This is a genomic window from Streptomyces sp. Rer75, assembly GCF_013414305.1.
Classification (GTDB): Bacteria; Actinomycetota; Actinomycetes; order Streptomycetales; family Streptomycetaceae; genus Streptomyces; species Streptomyces himastatinicus.
On the sequence record NZ_CP058693.1, the window covers coordinates 6,460,348 to 6,476,404 of the forward strand.

Consider the following 16,057-nt stretch of genomic DNA (forward strand, 5'->3'; position numbering starts at 1 on the left):
GAGGGGTGGTTCGCCCCGCAACCGCGGGCGAGGGCAGGACTTCCCCGGCTGCCAGCGGGTAACGTCGGGGCGTGCCCGCCGATCCTTCCCCGCGCACCGCCCCGAGCCCGTCGAGTCAGCCGAGTCCGCAGAACCGAGGCTCGGGCACGAGCGCGGTCGAGGTCCGCCGGAGTTCGCGTCGGCGCAGGACCGTCTCCGCGTACCGCGAGGGCGACCGCACCATCGTCCTCATCCCCGCCCGGATGTCCGAAGCGGAGGAACAGCGCTGGGTCGGCGTGATGCTGGACAAGCTCGCGGCGCAGGAGAGCAAGCGCATGCTGGGCGACACGGAGCTGGCGGCGCGCGCGGAGTGGCTGTCCGAGCAGTATCTGGGCGGCCGGGCCCGGCCCGCCTCGGTCCGCTGGGTCACCAACCAGAACACCCGCTGGGGGTCGTGCACTCCGGCCGAGGGCAGCATCCGGCTCTCCCACCGGCTCAAGGGCATGCCGGAGTACGTGGTGGACTACGTCCTCCTCCATGAGCTGGCCCATCTGCTGGTGCCCGGTCACGGTCGCCGCTTCTGGGAGCTCCTGGAGGCGTATCCGCGCACCGAGCGGGCCCGGGGTTATCTGGAGGGCGTGGTGGCCGCCGGGCGGCTGCCGCATCTTCCGGGCGCCGGAACCGGAACGGAACCGGGCTGAGGAACCACACGGCGCTCCCCGGCGTCGTTTTTTGTCGGCGGCAGCGGCTAGCCTGGCGCAAAAGCATTCACCGGTTCGGGATGGGGGACGGTCGTTACGTATGGCCAGGGAATTCCAGCGCGGCCACAAGGCCAAGATCAGCGACCTGACGGCCGGGAGGGATCTGTACGTCGGCGTGCAGATCGCCGGGCCCGGGCTGAGCTTCGACATCAGCTGCTTCGGCCTCGACGCGGACGAACGGCTCTCGGACGACCGCTACTTCATCTTCTTCAATCAGCCCAAATCACCTGAAGAAGCGATACAGCAACTGGGTGCCCAGGCCGGTGACACCGAGTCGTTCCGGGTCACGCTCGACAGCATTCCGCCCACCATCCAGAAGCTCTCCTTCACCGCGACCATCGACGGCGCGGGCCAGATGTCGCAGGTCGGCCCCGGCTACATCCGGATCGTCGCGGGCGGCGAGGAAGTGGCCCGGTACGCCTTCGACGGTACGGAGTTCAGCACCGAGCGCGCGGTGATGCTGGGCGACTTCTACCTCAAGGACGTCTGGCGCTTCGCCGCCGTCGGACAGGGCTTCGACGGCGGACTCGAGGCGCTGCTCAAGAACTTCGGCGGCGAGGTCGCCGAGGAGGAGCCCGCGCCCGCACCGGCGCCCGCGCAGGGCGGTGCGCCCGGTTTCGCGCCGCCCGCCCAGGCGACCCCCGCCCCGGGCTTCGCGGCTCCGGCGGCGCCCGCCCCCGCGGCCCCGCCCGCACCCCAGCAGCCGCAGCAGCCCGCCCCCGCACCCGCCTTCGGCGCGCCGCAGGGCACACCGGCGCAGGGAACGCCCCAGGGCACGCCGCAGCAGCCCCCGGCCCCGCAGCCCGCACCGGGTTCACCGCAGGTGCACGCGGCGCCGACGCTCGCCGCGCCGGTCGTACCGCCGGGGCAGGCAACGCCTCCCGGCCAGGTGCCGCCTCCTGGCCCGCCCGGCCAGGTGCCGCCTCCCGGTCAGGCGCCGCCCCCCGGCCCGCCCGGGCAGTACCCCGGCCAGCAGCCGCAGTTCGGCCAGACGCCGGGGCAGGCCCCGCCCGCCCCGTACGGCCAGCAGCCTCCCGGCCAGCCGTACCCGGGTCAGCCCGGCCAGCCCCAGGGCGCCACCGTGCCCCAGGGCATGGCCGCGCCGCAGAGCGGCGCCCCCGGCGTGCAGGCCGCGCTCGCCCAGTACCGCGAGGCGGCCACCGGCCAGCGCTGGACGCCGCAGAACCCGCGGATGATGCGGGTCGACCTCGGTGTCGACGGTCAGCCGGTGCTCGCCCGCCAGGGCAGCATGGTGCTGTACCAGGGCAAGGTCGACTTCAGCTACAAGGGCGCGGGTGTCCGCGGCCGGATCGTCGGCAACGCGACCGGCCAGGAGATGCAGCTGATGCGCTGTAGCGGCCAGGGCCAGGTCTTCCTCGCCGAGAACGCCGCCGAGCTGCACCCGATCGAGCTCCAGGGCGATGCGATCTGCGTCTCCGCCGAGAACGTGCTCGCGTTCGACGAGTCGCTCCAGCACGAGGTGCGCCGGATCGAAGGCCACGGCATCCCCGGCGGCGCGCTGTTCACCATGCAGTTCCAGGGCACCGGGACCGTCATCGTGAAGACCCAGGGCACCCCGGTGGTGCTCCCCGTCACGCCGACGACCTTCGCCGACAGCAACGCCATCGTGGCCTGGTCCGCCGGTGCGCAGGTGATCATTTCCAGCCAGGTGCGGCTGCGCCGCAGCGCCTACCCCGGCCACAGCGGGGAGACCGTGAACCTCCAGTTCCGCGGTGCGCCCGGCAACTTCATCGTCGTCCAGCCCTACGAGGTCTGAGGGAGCCCGTCATGGACCAGCAAATGATCTCGGGCTTCGCAGCCACCCCGGTCGCGGCCCGCATGGAGAACCACGGCAGCAGCATGCTCAAGGTCGCCATGCAGAGCGGCCAGGACCTCTTCGCCCGCACCGGTTCGATGGTGGCGTACGAGGGCTTCGTGCAGTACGAGCCGAACCCGCCCGCGGTGCGCCAGATGGCCTCCCAGTGGCTGACCGGCGAGGGCGCGCCGCTCATGCGGTGCAGCGGCGACGGGCTGCTCTATCTCGCCGACTACGGGGCGAACGTCGTCTGCATCAACCTCAACGGCGATTCGCTCTCCGTCAACGGCACCAATCTGCTCGCCTTCGACGCCCACCTCCAGTGGGGTGTCGAACGGGTCAAGGGCATCGCCAAGTTCGCCGGGCAGGGCCTGTTCAACGTGGGCGTCTCCGGCACCGGATGGGTCGCGCTGACCTCCCGCGGCACCCCGATCGTCGTCGACTGCGGCCGCGGCGAGGACGAGACATATGTGGACCCGGACGCGCTCGTCGCCTGGTCCAGCGGTCTCAAGGTGAAGGGCAAGCGCAGCTTCAAGGCGTCGTCCCTGATCGGCCGGGGCAGCGGCGAGGCGTACCAGCTCGGCTTCTCCGGGCAGGGCTTCGTCGTCGTACAGCCCAGCGAGGACAGCACCGACCGGCTCCGGGCCCGGGGCTGAGGGGGAGAAGGACACATGCAGAGCCCGCTTTTCGCCTACACCGAGGCCCAGACCGAGGACCGTTACGCGCTCCAGAACCGCAAGATGCTGCGGGTCGCGCTCACCGGCCACGAGGACGTGCTCGCCCGCAAGGGCAGCATGGTCGCCTATCAGGGGCTGATCGAGTTCGACGGTGAGTACCAGACCCCCGGCCAGCGGCGCGCCCGCGCCCGCACCGGCGAGGGCCTGGATCTGATGCGCTGCTCGGGGCAGGGCACGGTCTACCTCGCCAACCTCGCCCAGCACGTCCATGTGGTGGACGTGGATCACGACGGTCTGACGGTCGACAGCGCGTACGTGCTGGCGCTCGACTCCACGCTGCACTGGGAGTCGATCGCGGTGGACAGCCAGTTCGGCATCACCGGCTCCGGCAAGTACAACCTCAACATCTCCGGCCGGGGCAAGGTCGCGCTCATGACCTCGGGCAAGCCGCTGCTGCTCCAGGTGACCCCGGACAAGTACGTCAACGCCGACGCGGACGCGATCGTCGCGTGGTCCAGCTCGCTGCGCGTCCAGATGCAGGCGCAGACTCATTCCTCGGGCGTGTGGCGGCGGCGCGGCAACACCGGAGAGGGCTGGGAGCTGAGCTTCCTCGGCCAGGGTTACGCCCTGGTCCAGCCCAGCGAGCTGCTGCCGCCGCAGAACGCGGTGATCGGCAGCGGCGCGGCCGCCCAGTTCGGCATGGGCCAGCAGGGCGCCCGCGGACAGAACCAGGGCAACATCTTCAGCAACTGACGGCGACAACTGACGGCAGCGACCGGCGGCATCAACCTGCCGCCGGTCCGTGCCCGCGCGCTCATCAGACCAGCGCGCTCATCAGACCAGCGCGCGGGTACGGGCCACCAGATGACGCACCGACGCGTCGGTCACGTCCGCCACCTCGTCGTACCCGAACCAGCGCAGGTCCAGCGACTCGTCGCTGATCGCCGCCGTTGCGTCCGGCGGGGCCACCGCCGCGTACTGCACGTCCAGGTGCCAGGCGCACGGCGTGTGGTGCCGGTCGAGCCGCACCGGCCCGCCCGGCAGCAGGGTCAGCCCCGCGATGCCCGACTCCTCGGTGGCCTCCCGCAGCGCCGCGGCCGCCAGCGTGGTGTCCTCCGGCTCGCAGTGGCCGCCCATCTGGAGCCACATCCGCAGCTTGCGGTGCAGCGTGAGCAGGACGCGCTCCCGCGGTGGGTCGATCACCAGGGCGCTCGCCGTGAGATGCCCGTCGCCGCACGCCTTCCACATGCCGTCGGGATACGCGGTGAGATGGTCGCCGTACGCCTGTCGCAGCCGCTCCTGGTCGGTGTCGGGCGCGGGCCACTGTTCGAGGACCCGCGCCGCGTCCTGATGAAGGCTATGAAGGCTCACTTCTCGCCGTCGCCCCGCTCGTCGTCCTTACGGTCGTCACGGTCGTCGGAGCCCTCCGTGCGCTCCTCACCGCCCGCGGCCTCGCCGAGCATCTTGTCCAGCTCGGAGAAGTCCAGCTGCTCGCGGTGGACGAAGCCGTCCGGGTCGTCGAGGTCCTCGGCCGTCGGCAGCATGTCCGGGTGCTCCCACAGCCCGTCGCGGCCGTCCACGCCGCGCGCGTCGGTGAGCGATGCCCACAGCCGCGAGGCGTCCCGCAGCCGTCGCGGCCGCAGCTCCAGGCCGATCAGCGTGGCGAAGGTCTGCTCGGCGGGCCCGCCGCTCGCCCGGCGGCGCCGCAGCGTCTCACGCAGGGCGTCCGCGGACGGCAGATGGGGCTTGGCGGCGGCGTGCACCACGGCGTCCACCCAGCCTTCGACCAGCGCGAGGGCCGTCTCCAGCCGGGCCAGCGCGGCCTTCTGCTCCGGGGTGTCCTCCGGCTGGAACATGCCCTGCTGGAGCGCTTCTTGAAGCTGTTCGGGGTGGGTCGGGTCGAGCTGGCCGACCGCGTCCTCCAGCTTCGCGGTGTCCACCTTGATGCCCCGGGCGTACCCTTCGACGGCGCCGAACAGATGCGAGCGGAGCCACGGCACATGCGAGAACAGCCGCTGGTGGGCCGCCTCCCGCAGCGCCAGGTACAGCCGCACCTCGTCCTTGGGGACGCCGAGGCCGGAGCCGAGCGCCGCGATGTTGACCGGCAGCAGCGCGGCCTTGCCCGCCGGGCCCAGCGGGAGCCCGATGTCGGTCGAGCCGACCACCTCACCGGCCAGCACGCCGAGCGCCTGCCCGATCTGGGTGCCGAACATCGCGCCACCCATCGAACGCATCATCCCGAGCAGCGGGCCGGCCATGGCCTGCATCTCCTCGGGCAGCACGTCACCCATGGCGGAGCCGACGCGCTCGGCGACCGGGTCGACCAGGTCCTTCCACACCGGCAGCGTGGCTTCGACCCACTCGGCGCGGCTCCACGCGACGGCGGTCCCCGAGCCCGAGGGCAGCGACGTGACCCCGTCCAGCCACAGGTCCGCCAGGCGCACGGCCTCTTGGACCGCGGCGCGGTCGGCGGGGCCGACGCTCTCGTCCTTGGTGCCGTCGGCGGTGCCGCGCGCGACGGTCTGCCGCGCGATGTCCTTGGCCATGTCCCAGTTCACCGGGCCGCCCTCGTACGAGAGCATCTGCCCGAGCTGCTGGAAGGCGGCGCCCAGGTCGTTCGGGTTGAGCGAGCCGAACATCGCGGCGAACGGATTGTCCGCGCCGCCTGCTCCGGCCGGGCCGCCCGCCCCGCTACCGAACCCGAAGGGATTCGCGGGGCCCTGCTCGCCGCCCTGGCCGCCCTTCTTCTTACCGTCGTCGCCGTCCTCCGGCTCCTCCGGCGGAAGGCCGAATCCGAATGGGTTGTCACTCACGGGGTTCCTCGGCTCGTTGGGCCACCGGCCACGGACCGGCGGCGGATGCCCGACATCACCACCCAGCCTAGACACCTCGCCGGTTTACGGGCTCAGTGCTTCGCTGATCGCCGAGCTGCGGCAGGATGGGCGTTACCTGGTACGTACGTGTGCACGCGCTGCGTACTGAAGACAACCGCTGGAGACGCCCGGTGAGTTCCCCAGACCGAGAAGTTCGCGCTGCGCGAAACGATACGGCCCGTACCGCACGACGCCCCGTCGTGGCGGTCACCGGTGCCGCGTCGGGCCCCGGCGCCCTGCTCACGCAGCGGCTCGCGGAGTCCGAAGAGATCAAACAGGTGCTGGCCCTCGACGAGCGGCGCGGCGAGGTGACCGAGGCGCAGTGGCATGTGCTGGACGTGCGCGATCCGGCCATCGCCGAGAAGCTGCGCGGCGCCGACGTCGTCGTGCATCTCGCCGTCGACCTGGACTTGGGCACCGACCCCGCCGCGCGCACCGCCTACAACGTGCGCGGCACCCAGACGGTGCTGACCGCCGCCGCGGCCGCCGGGGTGCACCGGGTGGTGCTGTGCACCTCCGCGATGGTCTACGGCGCCCTCGCCGACAACGACGTTCCGCTCGCCGAGGACGCGGAGCTGCGGGCCACCGCCGAGGCCACCGGCGTCGGCGACCTGCTGGAGATCGAGCGGCTGGGGGAGCGCGCGCCCCGGGCGCATCCGGGGCTGAACGTGACCGTCGTGCGCCCCGCCATCCTGGTCGGCGGCACGGACACCGCGCTCACCCGCTACTTCGAGTCGCCCCGGCTGCTGGTGGTCGCAGGATCCCGTCCCACCTGGCAGTTCTGCCATATGGAAGACCTGGTCAGCGCGCTGGAGTACGCCGCGCTGGAGAAGGTCGAGGGGGAGCTGACGGTCGGCTGCGACGGCTGGCTGGAGCAGGACGAGGTCGAGGAGCTGTCCGGGATCCGGCGCATGGAGCTGCCGTCGGCGGTCGCCCTGGGCGCCGCATCCCGGTTGCACCGGCTGGGCCTGACCCCGTCCCCGGCCGGGGACCTCGCGTACACGATGCACCCCTGGGCGGTCAGCGGCAGCCGACTGCACGCGGCGGGCTGGCGGCCCCGGTGGACCAACGAGGAGGTGCTGGCCGAGCTGCTGGAGGAGGTCGCCGGGCGGCATACGGTCGCCGGGCGGCGGCTGGGCCGCAAGGACGCCACAACGCTGGGCGCGGCGGGCGCGACCGTCGCCCTGGTGGGCACCGCCGCGATCGTGCGCCGCGCCCGCAAGGCGCGCCGCCGCGCCTGAGTCACCTCGCGCATCCGGCGGCGCGATCACGGCAGCCCGCCGGGACAGTCCGCCACGACGGGACGGCATACGGCACGATGGACGACATGGCACACACGTACGATCACCCCGGCGAAGGCGCGGCGGCCGACCCCATCCGCCTGCTCGCGGTCCGCGATACCCCGCTGTCGGTGGACGAGGTGTTCGGGGCGGTCGGCGACGCCGCGGCGGGCGGTACGGCGCTCTTCGTGGGCACCGTGCGTAATCACGACGGGGGCGCGGACGTGGGCGCCCTCGGCTACTCCGCGCATCCGACCGCCGAGGCCGAGCTGCGCCGGGTGGCCGAGAAAGTCGCGGCGGACTTCCCGGTACGGGCGCTGGCCGCCGTGCACCGGGTCGGCGATCTGGTGGTCGGCGACCTGGCCGTTGTCGTGGCGGTTTCGTGTCCGCACCGCGCGGAGGCGTTCGCCGCCTGCCGCCGACTGATCGACGACCTCAAGAGCGAGGTCCCGATCTGGAAGCACCAGACCTTCGCCGACGGCACCGAAGAATGGGTGGGCGCGTAGCGCCTCGTCGAGGGGTGGTGGTCGGGCGACGGGAGGGCGGGTCGGGATCTAGAGGGCACGCGCAAAGACAGCGCCCGGCGGGGGCCGGGATAACAGTTACGCCATGGAGTCCACTCGGAATGGTGTACTCCACTTGCGTAACCGGCACCCTGCCGTGAGCGTTGACCTCGCGGAGGGTTAATCTGCTCATCTGTCAGTCGCGGTGCTAAGGGGTCGGGAGGCCGCTATGGGAGCGCTTCTCTGGTTGACCATTCCCGTTCTCGCGGCGATAGCCGCCACGCTCTATGCCGGTTGGGCCGCGCGCAACAACCGCAAGAACGTGGGGGACGTCGAAGAACTGGCCGGATATACACGGTTCCGAGAGGCAATGGAACGCGCGCGTACGGATTCGGACGCGGCGGCCTGAGGCCCGGCCCCTCGTACGGACGGCCCCGGGAGTGGACTGACGGACGCGTCCCGTACTGTCGTTCCATGCCACGCCGCACCGCGACGATGCTCGCCTCCCTCCTGATGCTGATCGCGCTGCTGTGCGCCGGTGTGCTGATCCCGGTGCCGTACGCGGAGATGTCTCCGGGGCCGACCTACAACACGCTGGGCGAACACAACGGCGAGTGCGTGCTCCAGATCTCCGGTCACAAAGGCTGTGAGACCACCGGGGGCCACCTCAACATGACGACGGTCAGGGTTACCGGCTCCGAATACCGCATGAACCTCGTGGAGGCCGTCTACGGCTGGCTCTCCCACGACAACGTGGTGGTGCCGCACGACACCCTCTACCCGGACGACAAAACTCCGGACGAGGTGAACCAGCAGAATGCGGAGGAATTCAGCCAGTCCCAGGAGAGCGCCAAGGTCGCGGCGCTCAAGGCGCTGAACAAGAAGGTCACCTCCCAGGTGATCGTGGGCGCCGTCGTGAAGGGCAGCCCGTCCCAGGGCAAGCTGCACGCGGGCGATGTGATCAAGTCGGTGGACGGCGCCGCGGTGCGCGCGCCCGACGACGTCGCCAAGCTGGTCACCAAGCACAAGCCCGGCGAGAAGGTGACCTTCTCGATCATCCCGGCCAAGCAGGCCGCGGCGGCCGAGAAGAGCGGCAAGCGGCCGACCGGCCAGAAGCAGATCTCGATCGCCACCAAGAAGGCCGGTGGCCGGGCCATCGTCGGCATCCAGGCCGGGATCGACTACACCTTCCCGTTCAAGATCGACATCAAGCTGGCCGACGTCGGCGGGCCGAGCGCGGGTCTGATGTTCGCCCTCGGCATCGTGGACCGGGTGTCGAAGGAGGGCGACCTCACCGGCGGGAAGTTCATCGCGGGCACCGGCACCATCGACGACAAGGGCGTCGTGGGCCCGATCGGCGGGATCGAGATGAAGACGATCGGCGCCCGCGAGGCAGGCGCCCGCTTCTTCCTCACCCCCAAGGAGAACTGCGCGGCGGCGGCCAAGGACGTGCCGGACGGCCTGCGGCTGGTGAAGGTGCACACCATCGACGACGCGCTGAAGGCCCTCAAGGAGATCCGCTCGGGAGACACCGCCGGTCTGCCCCGGTGCGCCGCGGGCTGAGCGCCCGCACGACGACGCGAGGCGGCCGCCGGACCCCTGGTCCGGCGGCCGCCTCGCGTCATGCTGCCCGGCGTCCGGGGCCGGGCCGCCCCGGCGTCAGTCGGTGGCGAAGGTGGCGGCCAGCGCGTCGGCGAGCCCCGGCACCAGGCCGGACCCGGTCAGCACCTCCGTGGTGGCGTCCTTCTCGCGCAGCCGCACCGCCGACTCGCGCTCCCCGTCCCGCAGCACGGCGACCGTCATCCGGACCTCCTGGCGTTCGGGGTGCTCCGCGACCCAGGAGGCCAGCTGGGCGTCGTCCAGGTCCTTCGGCACGGAGGACTCGGCGGACGGCGGCAGCATCAGCCGCTCCACGGTCATGGCGCAGCCGATCACGGCGTCGGGCCAGGCGATGGTGGCCAGGAATTCGTCGAGCGGGGCCTGCGAGGGCAGCTCGTCCTGCTCGATGGGGGTGAGGGACGCCGCGGGCTCGTCACCGTCCTCGTCGAGCCCGAGCTGGCCGGCCAGCTCGGGCTCCTGGGCGCGCAGCTGGGCGGTGTCGACGAGGGCGAAGAGCCGGGCGGGCTGATCCCAGCCGAGCCCGGAGGCGTACTCGTCGATTTCCAGGACGGCGCGGGTGAGCGGATTCGCGGCAAGGGGGCCGGTACCGGGGGTTGCGTTGGACATGCTTCATATCGTGCCCTGATCGGACCCGGAATCGGGAACTGAGTAAAGCCTGAGTAAGTTGCATCAGGTGGGCCCTTCAGTCCGGGCCCGTACAAACAACAGCGAACTTCGAGGTGCGCACCTTGGCTTTCCAGATGCCGGACCGCGGCGGAGGCCCGACGGGACCGCGGATCAGAGTCGGCCGACCGTCCCGGCGAGTCCGGACCCTGTTCATGACCTTGGGTGTGCTGGCCGTGCTGGCCATGCTCTTCGTCATGTTCGCGGGGTTTTGGACGGATTGGCTCTGGTATCGCTCGCTTCATTACTCGTCGGTCTTCAGTACCACCCTGCGGACCAAGATCGGGCTGTTCTTCGTCTTCGGGCTGCTGATGTCCGCGGCCGTCGGGGTCAACATCTGGCTGGCGCACCGGCTGCGGCCGCCGCTGAGCGCGATGTCGATGGAGCAGCAGAACCTCGACCGGTACCGGATGGGCATCGCCCCGTTCAAGAAGTGGGTCCTGCTCGCGGTCACCGCGCTCGTCGGGTTGATCGCCGGGGCCTCCGCGGCAGGCCAGTGGCGGCTGTGGCTGCTGTGGATCAACAGTGTGCCCTTCGGCCAGAAGGACGCGGAGTTCCACAAGGACGTGGCGTTCTTCGCCTTCGACCTGCCCTGGTACCGCTTCCTGCTGAGCTTCGGCTTCGCGGCCACGGTGCTCTCCCTGATCGCCGCGGCCCTGGTGCACTACCTCTACGGGGGTCTGCGCGTCACCAGCCCGGGTGCCCGGGCGACCGGCGCGGCGACCGGCCACCTGTCGGTGCTGGTGGGCGTCTTCGTGGCCCTCAAGGCCGTGGCGTACTGGCTGGACCGGTACGGCCTGGCGGTGAAGTCGAGCGACTTCAAGGCGACGGGCAACTGGACCGGTCTGCGCTACGTCGACGCCAACGCCTATCTGCCCGCCAAGACGATCCTCTTCTGCATCGCGGTCATCTGCGCGCTGCTGTTCTTCGCGACGCTGTGGCGGCGCACCTGGCAGCTTCCGGTGATCGGCTTCGGGCTGATGGTGCTGTCAGCGATCCTGATCGGCGGGCTCTACCCGGCGATCGTGCAGAAGTTCCAGGTCCAGCCGAACGAGCAGGCCAAGGAGTCGCCGTACATCAAGAAGAACATCGAGGCCACGCGCAAGGCGTACGGCATCGATGAGTCCAAGGTGGCGGACTACACCGGCAAGACCGACGACAAGGGCAGTGCCCAGCTGCGGCAGACCGCCGACTCGACGGCCAGCTACCGGCTGATCGACCCGAGCGTCGTCTCGCCGACCTTCCAGCAGCTCCAGCAGAAGCGGAAGTACTACCAGTTCCCGTCGACCCTGGACGTCGACCGCTACAAGGACGCCAACGGCAAGGACCAGGACACCGTCGTCGGCGTGCGCGAGCTGAACCTCGCCGGTGTGCCGAAGCGGAACTGGATCAACGATCACTTCACCTACACCCACGGCTACGGCATGATCGCGGCCAAGGGCACCAGCCCGGACCCCGAGGCGGACCAGCAGGGGGCCCCGGACTTCACCGAGGCCGGGCTGCCCACCTCCGGGAATCCGCCCGGCAGCGGGCTGCGCACCTATCGCCAGCAGGTCTACTACGGCGAGAAGACCGATCAGTACTCGATAGTGGGCGGCCCCCAGAAGGAGCTGGACTACGAGGACAACGGCGAGAAGACCACCAGCTACAAGGGCAAGAGCGGGGTCAGCCTCTCCAACCCGGTCAACCGCGCCGCCTACGCGGTGGCGTTCGGTGAGCCGCAGATCCTCTACTCCGGTGCCATCGGCGAGGGTTCGCGGATCCTGTACAACCGCACGCCCAAGGAGCGCGTCGAGAAGGTCGCCCCGTGGCTGACCATCGACGGGGACGCCTATCCGGCGGTGGTCAACGGCCGCATCAAGTGGGTCGTGGACGCGTACACCACCACCAACGGCTATCCGTACGCGTCGCGGACCACCCTCGGCGACAGCACGGCCGACTCGCTGAGCGGCCAGGACCGCTCGGTGGTCGCCCAGCAGAACAAGGTCAACTACATCCGGAACTCGGTGAAGGCGACCGTCGACGCGTACGACGGCTCCGTCGACCTCTACGAGTGGGACACCAAGGACCCGGTGCTCAAGACCTGGAAGAAGGCGTTCCCGGGCACGGTCAAGCCGAAGAGTGCGATCAGCGACCAGCTGAAGGAGCACCTGCGGTATCCGCAGGACCTGTTCAAGGTCCAGCGCGAGCTGCTGACCCGCTACCACGTCACCGACCCGCAGCAGTTCTACAGCGGCAGTGACGCCTGGCAGGTGCCGGACGACCCGACCCGCAAGGACGGCAGCGCGGTCCCGCCGTACTACCTGAGCATGAAGATGCCGGACCAGCAGAAGCAGGCCTTCTCGCTGACGACGACCTTCACCCCCACCGGGCGGCCCACGCTCGGGGCGTTCATGTCCGTCGACGCGGATGCCAAGAGCAAGGACTACGGCACGATAAGGATGCTCAAGGTCACCAATGACGTGCCCGGTCCACAGCAGGTGCAGAGCAAGCTCAACGGCACCCCCGAAGTGGCCGAGTTCGTGCGGAACCTGCGGGGTACCGACTCGGACATCGAGTACGGCAACCTGCTGACGGTGCCGTTCAACGGCGGCTTCCTCTATATCGAGCCGGTGTACGCGCGGGGCGGCAACTCCAACTACCCGCTGCTGAAGAAGGTGGGCGTCTCCTACAACGGCAACGAACCCGCCTTCAAGAACACCCTGCCCGAGGCGCTGGACGCGGTCTTCGGCGAGGACACGTCCGACGGGCAGCAGCCGCCGGATGACAGCACCGGGAAGCCGAGCGCCGACCCCACGGTGCAGGAGGCGCTGAAGGACGCCCAGGAGGCATGGGAGGACAGCCAGAAGGCGCTGGAGGAGAAGCCGCAGGACTGGGACGCGTACGGCAGGGCCCAGGAGGACCTCAAGGCGGCGCTGGACAAGGCCGCCGAGGCGGAGCAGAAGGCCGCCGAGAAGAAGAGCGGCTCCGGTGCGAAGACGCAGAACGAGCCGCAGGGTCAGGGGGCGTCGAACAAGGGCGGCTGACGCCCGCGACCAGGGGAAACCCCGCGCCGTGGTAGAGTTGTGAACACAACGGCGCGGGGTGGAGCAGCTCGGTAGCTCGCTGGGCTCATAACCCAGAGGTCGCAGGTTCAAATCCTGTCCCCGCTACTGACAGACGAGGCCCGGATCCGCAAGGATCCGGGCCTCGTTGTGTGTCTACTCAACGATTCGGGATACAAGCGTTTGGGTTGTCTCTCTGTGGGCAAGTCGACAAAACGCTGAAGTGACCTCGCTGGCTGCGGTATACCAGGTGTACGGCGGATGCGGGTGATGCCACGATGGAATTTATGGGGGACAGGGTCAGTCTGTTGGAGACAGGGCGTTTTGCGCACACGCATGACGATGCCGAAGAAGAGACACGGCATCGCCGTACGGCCGACTCCGGGGATACGGCGTCGATGAGCGCCCTCGGCGCGCTGCTGCTGCGCCGCGGCGACCTCGACGGCGCCGAGCCGTATCTGCGGGAGGCCACGGGGGCGGGCGACCGCGCCGCCGCCAACAACCTCGGCGTCCTTCTCCACCAGCGCGGGTACGCCGACGAGGCGGCCGGCTGGTGGCGCATCGCCGCCGTCGCGGGGTCCGCCGCGGCCGCGCACGCCCTCGGCCGCCACCACCGCGAGCGCGGCGACGAACCGGCCGCCGAGTACTGGCTGCGCCAGTCCGCCGAATCCGGCCACACCCTGGGCGCGTACGCCCTCGCCGACCTGCTCGAGCACCGCAGCGACATCGGTGCCGAGCGGTGGTTCCGCACGGCCGCCGAGCGCGGCCACCGCGAGGCCGCGTACCGCCTCGCCCGCCTCCTCGACCACAGCGAGGACGAGAGCGGCGGGGAGCGCGGCAGGAGCGGCGAGAGCGCGGAGCCGGAGGAGGCCGAGCAGTGGTACCGGCAGGCCGCCGCGCGCGGCCACCGGCGCGCCGCGCTCCGCCTCGGCACGCTGCTGGAGAAGCGCGGCGAGCCCCAGGAGGCGGGCCGCTGGTACCTGACGTCCGCCAAGGACGGCGAGCCGCGCGCCGCTTGCGCGCTCGGTTTCCTGCTGCGCGACGCGGGCGACACCGACAGTGCCGCGGAGTGGTGGCGCCGTGCCGCCCAGGACGGCGACGGCAACGCGGCCAACGCCCTGGGCGCGCTGCACGCCGACCGCGGCGAGACCCAGACCGCCGAGCGCTGGTACCGGGCCGCCCTGGACGCCGGGGACATCAACGGCGCGTACAACCTCGGCCTGCTCTGCGCCGAGCAGGGCCGTACCGCCCAGGCCGAGCAGTGGTACCGCCGCGCCGCCTACGCCGGGCACCGCGAGGCCGCCAACGCGGTCGCCGTCCTGCTGCTCCAGCGCGGCGACGCGGCGGGCGCCGAGCCGTGGTTCTCCAAGGCGGCCGAGGCGGGCAGCGTGGACGCCGCGTTCAACCTGGGCATCCTGTACGCGGGCCGGGACGAGGAGCGGGCCGCCCGGCAGTGGTACGAGCGGGCCGCGGCCGCCGGGCACACCGAGGCCGCCCTCCAGGTGGGCATCGCCCTGCTGCGGGAGGGCGACCACCAGGCGGCCGAGCGCCATCTGCGGTGCGCCGCGGGCGGCGGCAGCGCCGAGGCCGCCTTCCGGCTGGCGGCGCTGCTGGACCGCTCGGCGGTCGGCGGCGACCCCGCGGCGACCGGCACCGGCTTCGCCGCCGGTTCCGGGACGCGGTTCCCGGTCCCGCCCGAGGACGGGCACGTGCCGGAGTACGAGGAGTGGTACGAGCGGGCCGCCCGCCAGGGCCACCGGCGCGCCCAGGTGCGCGTCGGCATGCTCGCGGCCGCCCGGGGCGAGGTGGTCGAGGCCGCCCGCTGGTACCGGATGGCCGCCGAGGCGGGCAGCAGCAACGGGGCGTTCAACCTGGGGCTGCTGCTGGCCCGCGAGGGCAGCGAGCCGGAGGCCGCCCTGTGGTGGACGCGCGCGGCCGAGGCCGGGCACGGCCGCGCCGCGCTGCGCCTGGCGCTGCTCGCGGCCCGCCGCGGCGCGCTGACCGAGGGGCAGCGGTGGTGCGCCCGGGCGGTCGAGCTGGGCCCGGCCGAGGTCGCCGAGCGGGCCGCCCGGCTGCGGGACGCGCTCCAGCAGGAGCTGACCGCGTAGACCCTCCGGCGGCCGCCTCGGGGCCTTCGCGGGTGGCGCCCGGGTAACCGGTTTGCTCCTGGCGTTGGCCTCGGGTTAAGGTTGCTTCACACCGACGCGGGGTGGAGCAGCTCGGTAGCTCGCTGGGCTCATAACCCAGAGGTCGCAGGTTCAAATCCTGTCCCCGCTACGAGAACGAAGGGCCCGGATCTTCCGAGATCCGGGCCCTTCGTCATGTCCGGCCCCGAGGCGATGAACCCCGAGCGGACATACGTGACCCCGGGGCGCCGGTGGCGCTCCCGGGGCCTTGGGCGGTCAGGCCGCGCAGTCGGGGCAGAGCCCGCGGTAGGTCACCTCGACCGCGGAGACCGCGAAGCCGAACCGTTCCTGAGCGGGCAGGTCGGCCAGCGGGTCGCCGACGGGGTGGACGTCGCGGATCGTGCCGCAGCGCGCGCACACCAGGTGCTGGTGCGCGTGGTGCGCGTTCGGGTCGTAGCGCTTCGCCCGGCCGTCCGTGCTGACCTCGATCACCTCACCGAGCGAGACCAGCTCGCCCAGGGTGTTGTACACCGTCGCGCGGGAGATCTCGGGCAGACGGTCGGCCGCCAGCGCATGTACCTCGTCGGCGGTGTAGTGCACGTGGTCCCCGTCGAGGACCTCGGCGACGACACGCCGCTGCGCGGTCAGCCGCCAGCCGCGCCCCCGGAGTCGTTTCAGCAGGTCACTCATGCCATTCACCTATCAGTCAGATAAG

At 71.2% G+C, this 16,057-nt stretch carries 14 protein-coding genes and 2 tRNA genes; 12 read left to right on the forward strand and 4 right to left on the reverse strand.

The genetic code is table 11. The features are described 5' to 3' along the window. The first annotated feature begins 71 nt into the window (after positions 1–71). The 4 genes from HYQ63_RS28040 (at position 72) to HYQ63_RS28055 (ending at position 3,986) form a co-directional block, all read left to right on the forward strand. Positions 72–680 carry a M48 family metallopeptidase gene (locus HYQ63_RS28040; protein WP_179936651.1) on the forward strand — a complete coding sequence of 203 codons (609 nt, stop codon included), beginning with the start codon at positions 72–74 and terminating at the stop codon, positions 678–680. Positions 681–780: 100 nt separating this feature from the next. Continuing rightward, entirely contained in the window at positions 781–2,517 is a 1,737-nt protein-coding gene (locus HYQ63_RS28045; protein ID WP_179936652.1) for a TerD family protein, read from the forward strand. A gap of 11 nt (positions 2,518–2,528) precedes the next feature. Then, positions 2,529–3,212, forward strand: a complete 684-nt coding sequence (locus tag HYQ63_RS28050; RefSeq protein ID WP_009715203.1) for an AIM24 family protein — start codon at positions 2,529–2,531, stop codon at positions 3,210–3,212. A gap of 15 nt (positions 3,213–3,227) precedes the next feature. After that, positions 3,228–3,986, forward strand: coding sequence for an AIM24 family protein (locus HYQ63_RS28055; protein ID WP_179936653.1), 759 nt, complete (start codon positions 3,228–3,230; stop codon positions 3,984–3,986). An 81-nt stretch (positions 3,987–4,067) separates the two neighbouring features. Here the strand turns inward: HYQ63_RS28055 and HYQ63_RS28060 are convergent, their stop codons facing one another. Together HYQ63_RS28060 and HYQ63_RS28065 are read right to left on the reverse strand one after the other, a co-directional pair. Beyond that, the gene (locus HYQ63_RS28060; RefSeq protein ID WP_179936654.1) at positions 4,068–4,604 is read right to left on the reverse strand and encodes an NUDIX hydrolase; all 537 of its coding nucleotides are present in this window, start codon (positions 4,602–4,604) and stop codon (positions 4,068–4,070) included. Then, positions 4,601–6,046, reverse strand: coding sequence for a zinc-dependent metalloprotease (locus tag HYQ63_RS28065; protein WP_179936655.1), 1,446 nt, complete (start codon positions 6,044–6,046; stop codon positions 4,601–4,603). Before HYQ63_RS28065 ends, HYQ63_RS28060 begins: the two co-directional genes overlap by 4 nt. 191 nt (positions 6,047–6,237) lie before the next feature. Between HYQ63_RS28065 and HYQ63_RS28070 the strand changes: the two genes are divergently transcribed. The 4 genes from HYQ63_RS28070 (at position 6,238) to HYQ63_RS28085 (ending at position 9,452) form a co-directional block, all read left to right on the forward strand. Beyond that, complete coding sequence (locus HYQ63_RS28070) at positions 6,238–7,347, forward strand: SDR family oxidoreductase (protein ID WP_179936656.1); 1,110 nt, start codon at positions 6,238–6,240, stop codon at positions 7,345–7,347. Between the two features lie 86 nt (positions 7,348–7,433). Then, entirely contained in the window at positions 7,434–7,892 is a 459-nt protein-coding gene (locus HYQ63_RS28075; protein WP_373689150.1) for a molybdenum cofactor biosynthesis protein MoaE, read from the forward strand. Positions 7,893–8,118: 226 nt separating this feature from the next. Continuing rightward, the gene (locus HYQ63_RS28080; protein WP_179936658.1) at positions 8,119–8,298 is read left to right on the forward strand and encodes a hypothetical protein; all 180 of its coding nucleotides are present in this window, start codon (positions 8,119–8,121) and stop codon (positions 8,296–8,298) included. Between the two features lie 65 nt (positions 8,299–8,363). Then, positions 8,364–9,452: a PDZ domain-containing protein gene (locus HYQ63_RS28085; protein WP_179936659.1), complete on the forward strand. Its 1,089-nt coding sequence runs from the start codon at positions 8,364–8,366 to the stop codon at positions 9,450–9,452. Between the two features lie 96 nt (positions 9,453–9,548). Here HYQ63_RS28085 and HYQ63_RS28090 read toward each other — a convergent pair whose 3' ends face one another. Continuing rightward, entirely contained in the window at positions 9,549–10,115 is a 567-nt protein-coding gene (locus HYQ63_RS28090) for a PPA1309 family protein (RefSeq protein WP_179936660.1), read from the reverse strand. 134 nt (positions 10,116–10,249) lie between these two features. Here HYQ63_RS28090 and HYQ63_RS28095 point away from each other — a divergent pair, with 134 nt between their 5' ends. From HYQ63_RS28095 to HYQ63_RS28110, 4 genes are all read left to right on the forward strand, one after another. Continuing rightward, on the forward strand, positions 10,250–13,198 hold the full coding sequence (locus tag HYQ63_RS28095; protein ID WP_179940587.1) for a UPF0182 family protein: 2,949 nt from the start codon (positions 10,250–10,252) through the stop codon (positions 13,196–13,198). A 52-nt stretch (positions 13,199–13,250) separates the two neighbouring features. Continuing rightward, a tRNA-Met gene (locus HYQ63_RS28100) sits at positions 13,251–13,324 on the forward strand. A gap of 170 nt (positions 13,325–13,494) precedes the next feature. Next, entirely contained in the window at positions 13,495–15,324 is a 1,830-nt protein-coding gene (locus HYQ63_RS28105) for a tetratricopeptide repeat protein (protein ID WP_179936661.1), read from the forward strand. Positions 15,325–15,419: 95 nt separating this feature from the next. Beyond that, positions 15,420–15,493, forward strand: a tRNA-Met gene (locus HYQ63_RS28110). Positions 15,494–15,618: 125 nt separating this feature from the next. Here HYQ63_RS28110 and HYQ63_RS28115 read toward each other — a convergent pair. Next, positions 15,619–16,032: a Fur family transcriptional regulator gene (locus HYQ63_RS28115; protein WP_179936662.1), complete on the reverse strand. Its 414-nt coding sequence runs from the start codon at positions 16,030–16,032 to the stop codon at positions 15,619–15,621. Positions 16,033–16,057: the final 25 nt, after the last annotated feature.

Bases quoted from the DNA above. Each gene is read 5' to 3' on its own strand.
- HYQ63_RS28050 (WP_009715203.1), top strand. From the start codon at position 2,529: ATGGACCAGCAAATGATCTCGGGCTTCGCAGCCACCCCGGTCGCGGCC.
- HYQ63_RS28045 (WP_179936652.1), top strand. From the start codon at position 781: ATGGCCAGGGAATTCCAGCGCGGCCACAAGGCCAAGATCAGCGACCTG.
- HYQ63_RS28095 (WP_179940587.1), top strand. From the start codon at position 10,250: ATGCCGGACCGCGGCGGAGGCCCGACGGGACCGCGGATCAGAGTCGGC.
- HYQ63_RS28115 (WP_179936662.1), bottom strand. From the start codon at position 16,032: ATGAGTGACCTGCTGAAACGACTCCGGGGGCGCGGCTGGCGGCTGACC.
- HYQ63_RS28055 (WP_179936653.1), top strand. From the start codon at position 3,228: ATGCAGAGCCCGCTTTTCGCCTACACCGAGGCCCAGACCGAGGACCGT.
- HYQ63_RS28090 (WP_179936660.1), bottom strand. From the start codon at position 10,115: ATGTCCAACGCAACCCCCGGTACCGGCCCCCTTGCCGCGAATCCGCTC.
- HYQ63_RS28085 (WP_179936659.1), top strand. From the start codon at position 8,364: ATGCCACGCCGCACCGCGACGATGCTCGCCTCCCTCCTGATGCTGATC.
- HYQ63_RS28075 (WP_373689150.1), top strand. From the start codon at position 7,434: ATGGCACACACGTACGATCACCCCGGCGAAGGCGCGGCGGCCGACCCC.
- HYQ63_RS28080 (WP_179936658.1), top strand. From the start codon at position 8,119: ATGGGAGCGCTTCTCTGGTTGACCATTCCCGTTCTCGCGGCGATAGCC.
- HYQ63_RS28105 (WP_179936661.1), top strand. From the start codon at position 13,495: ATGGAATTTATGGGGGACAGGGTCAGTCTGTTGGAGACAGGGCGTTTT.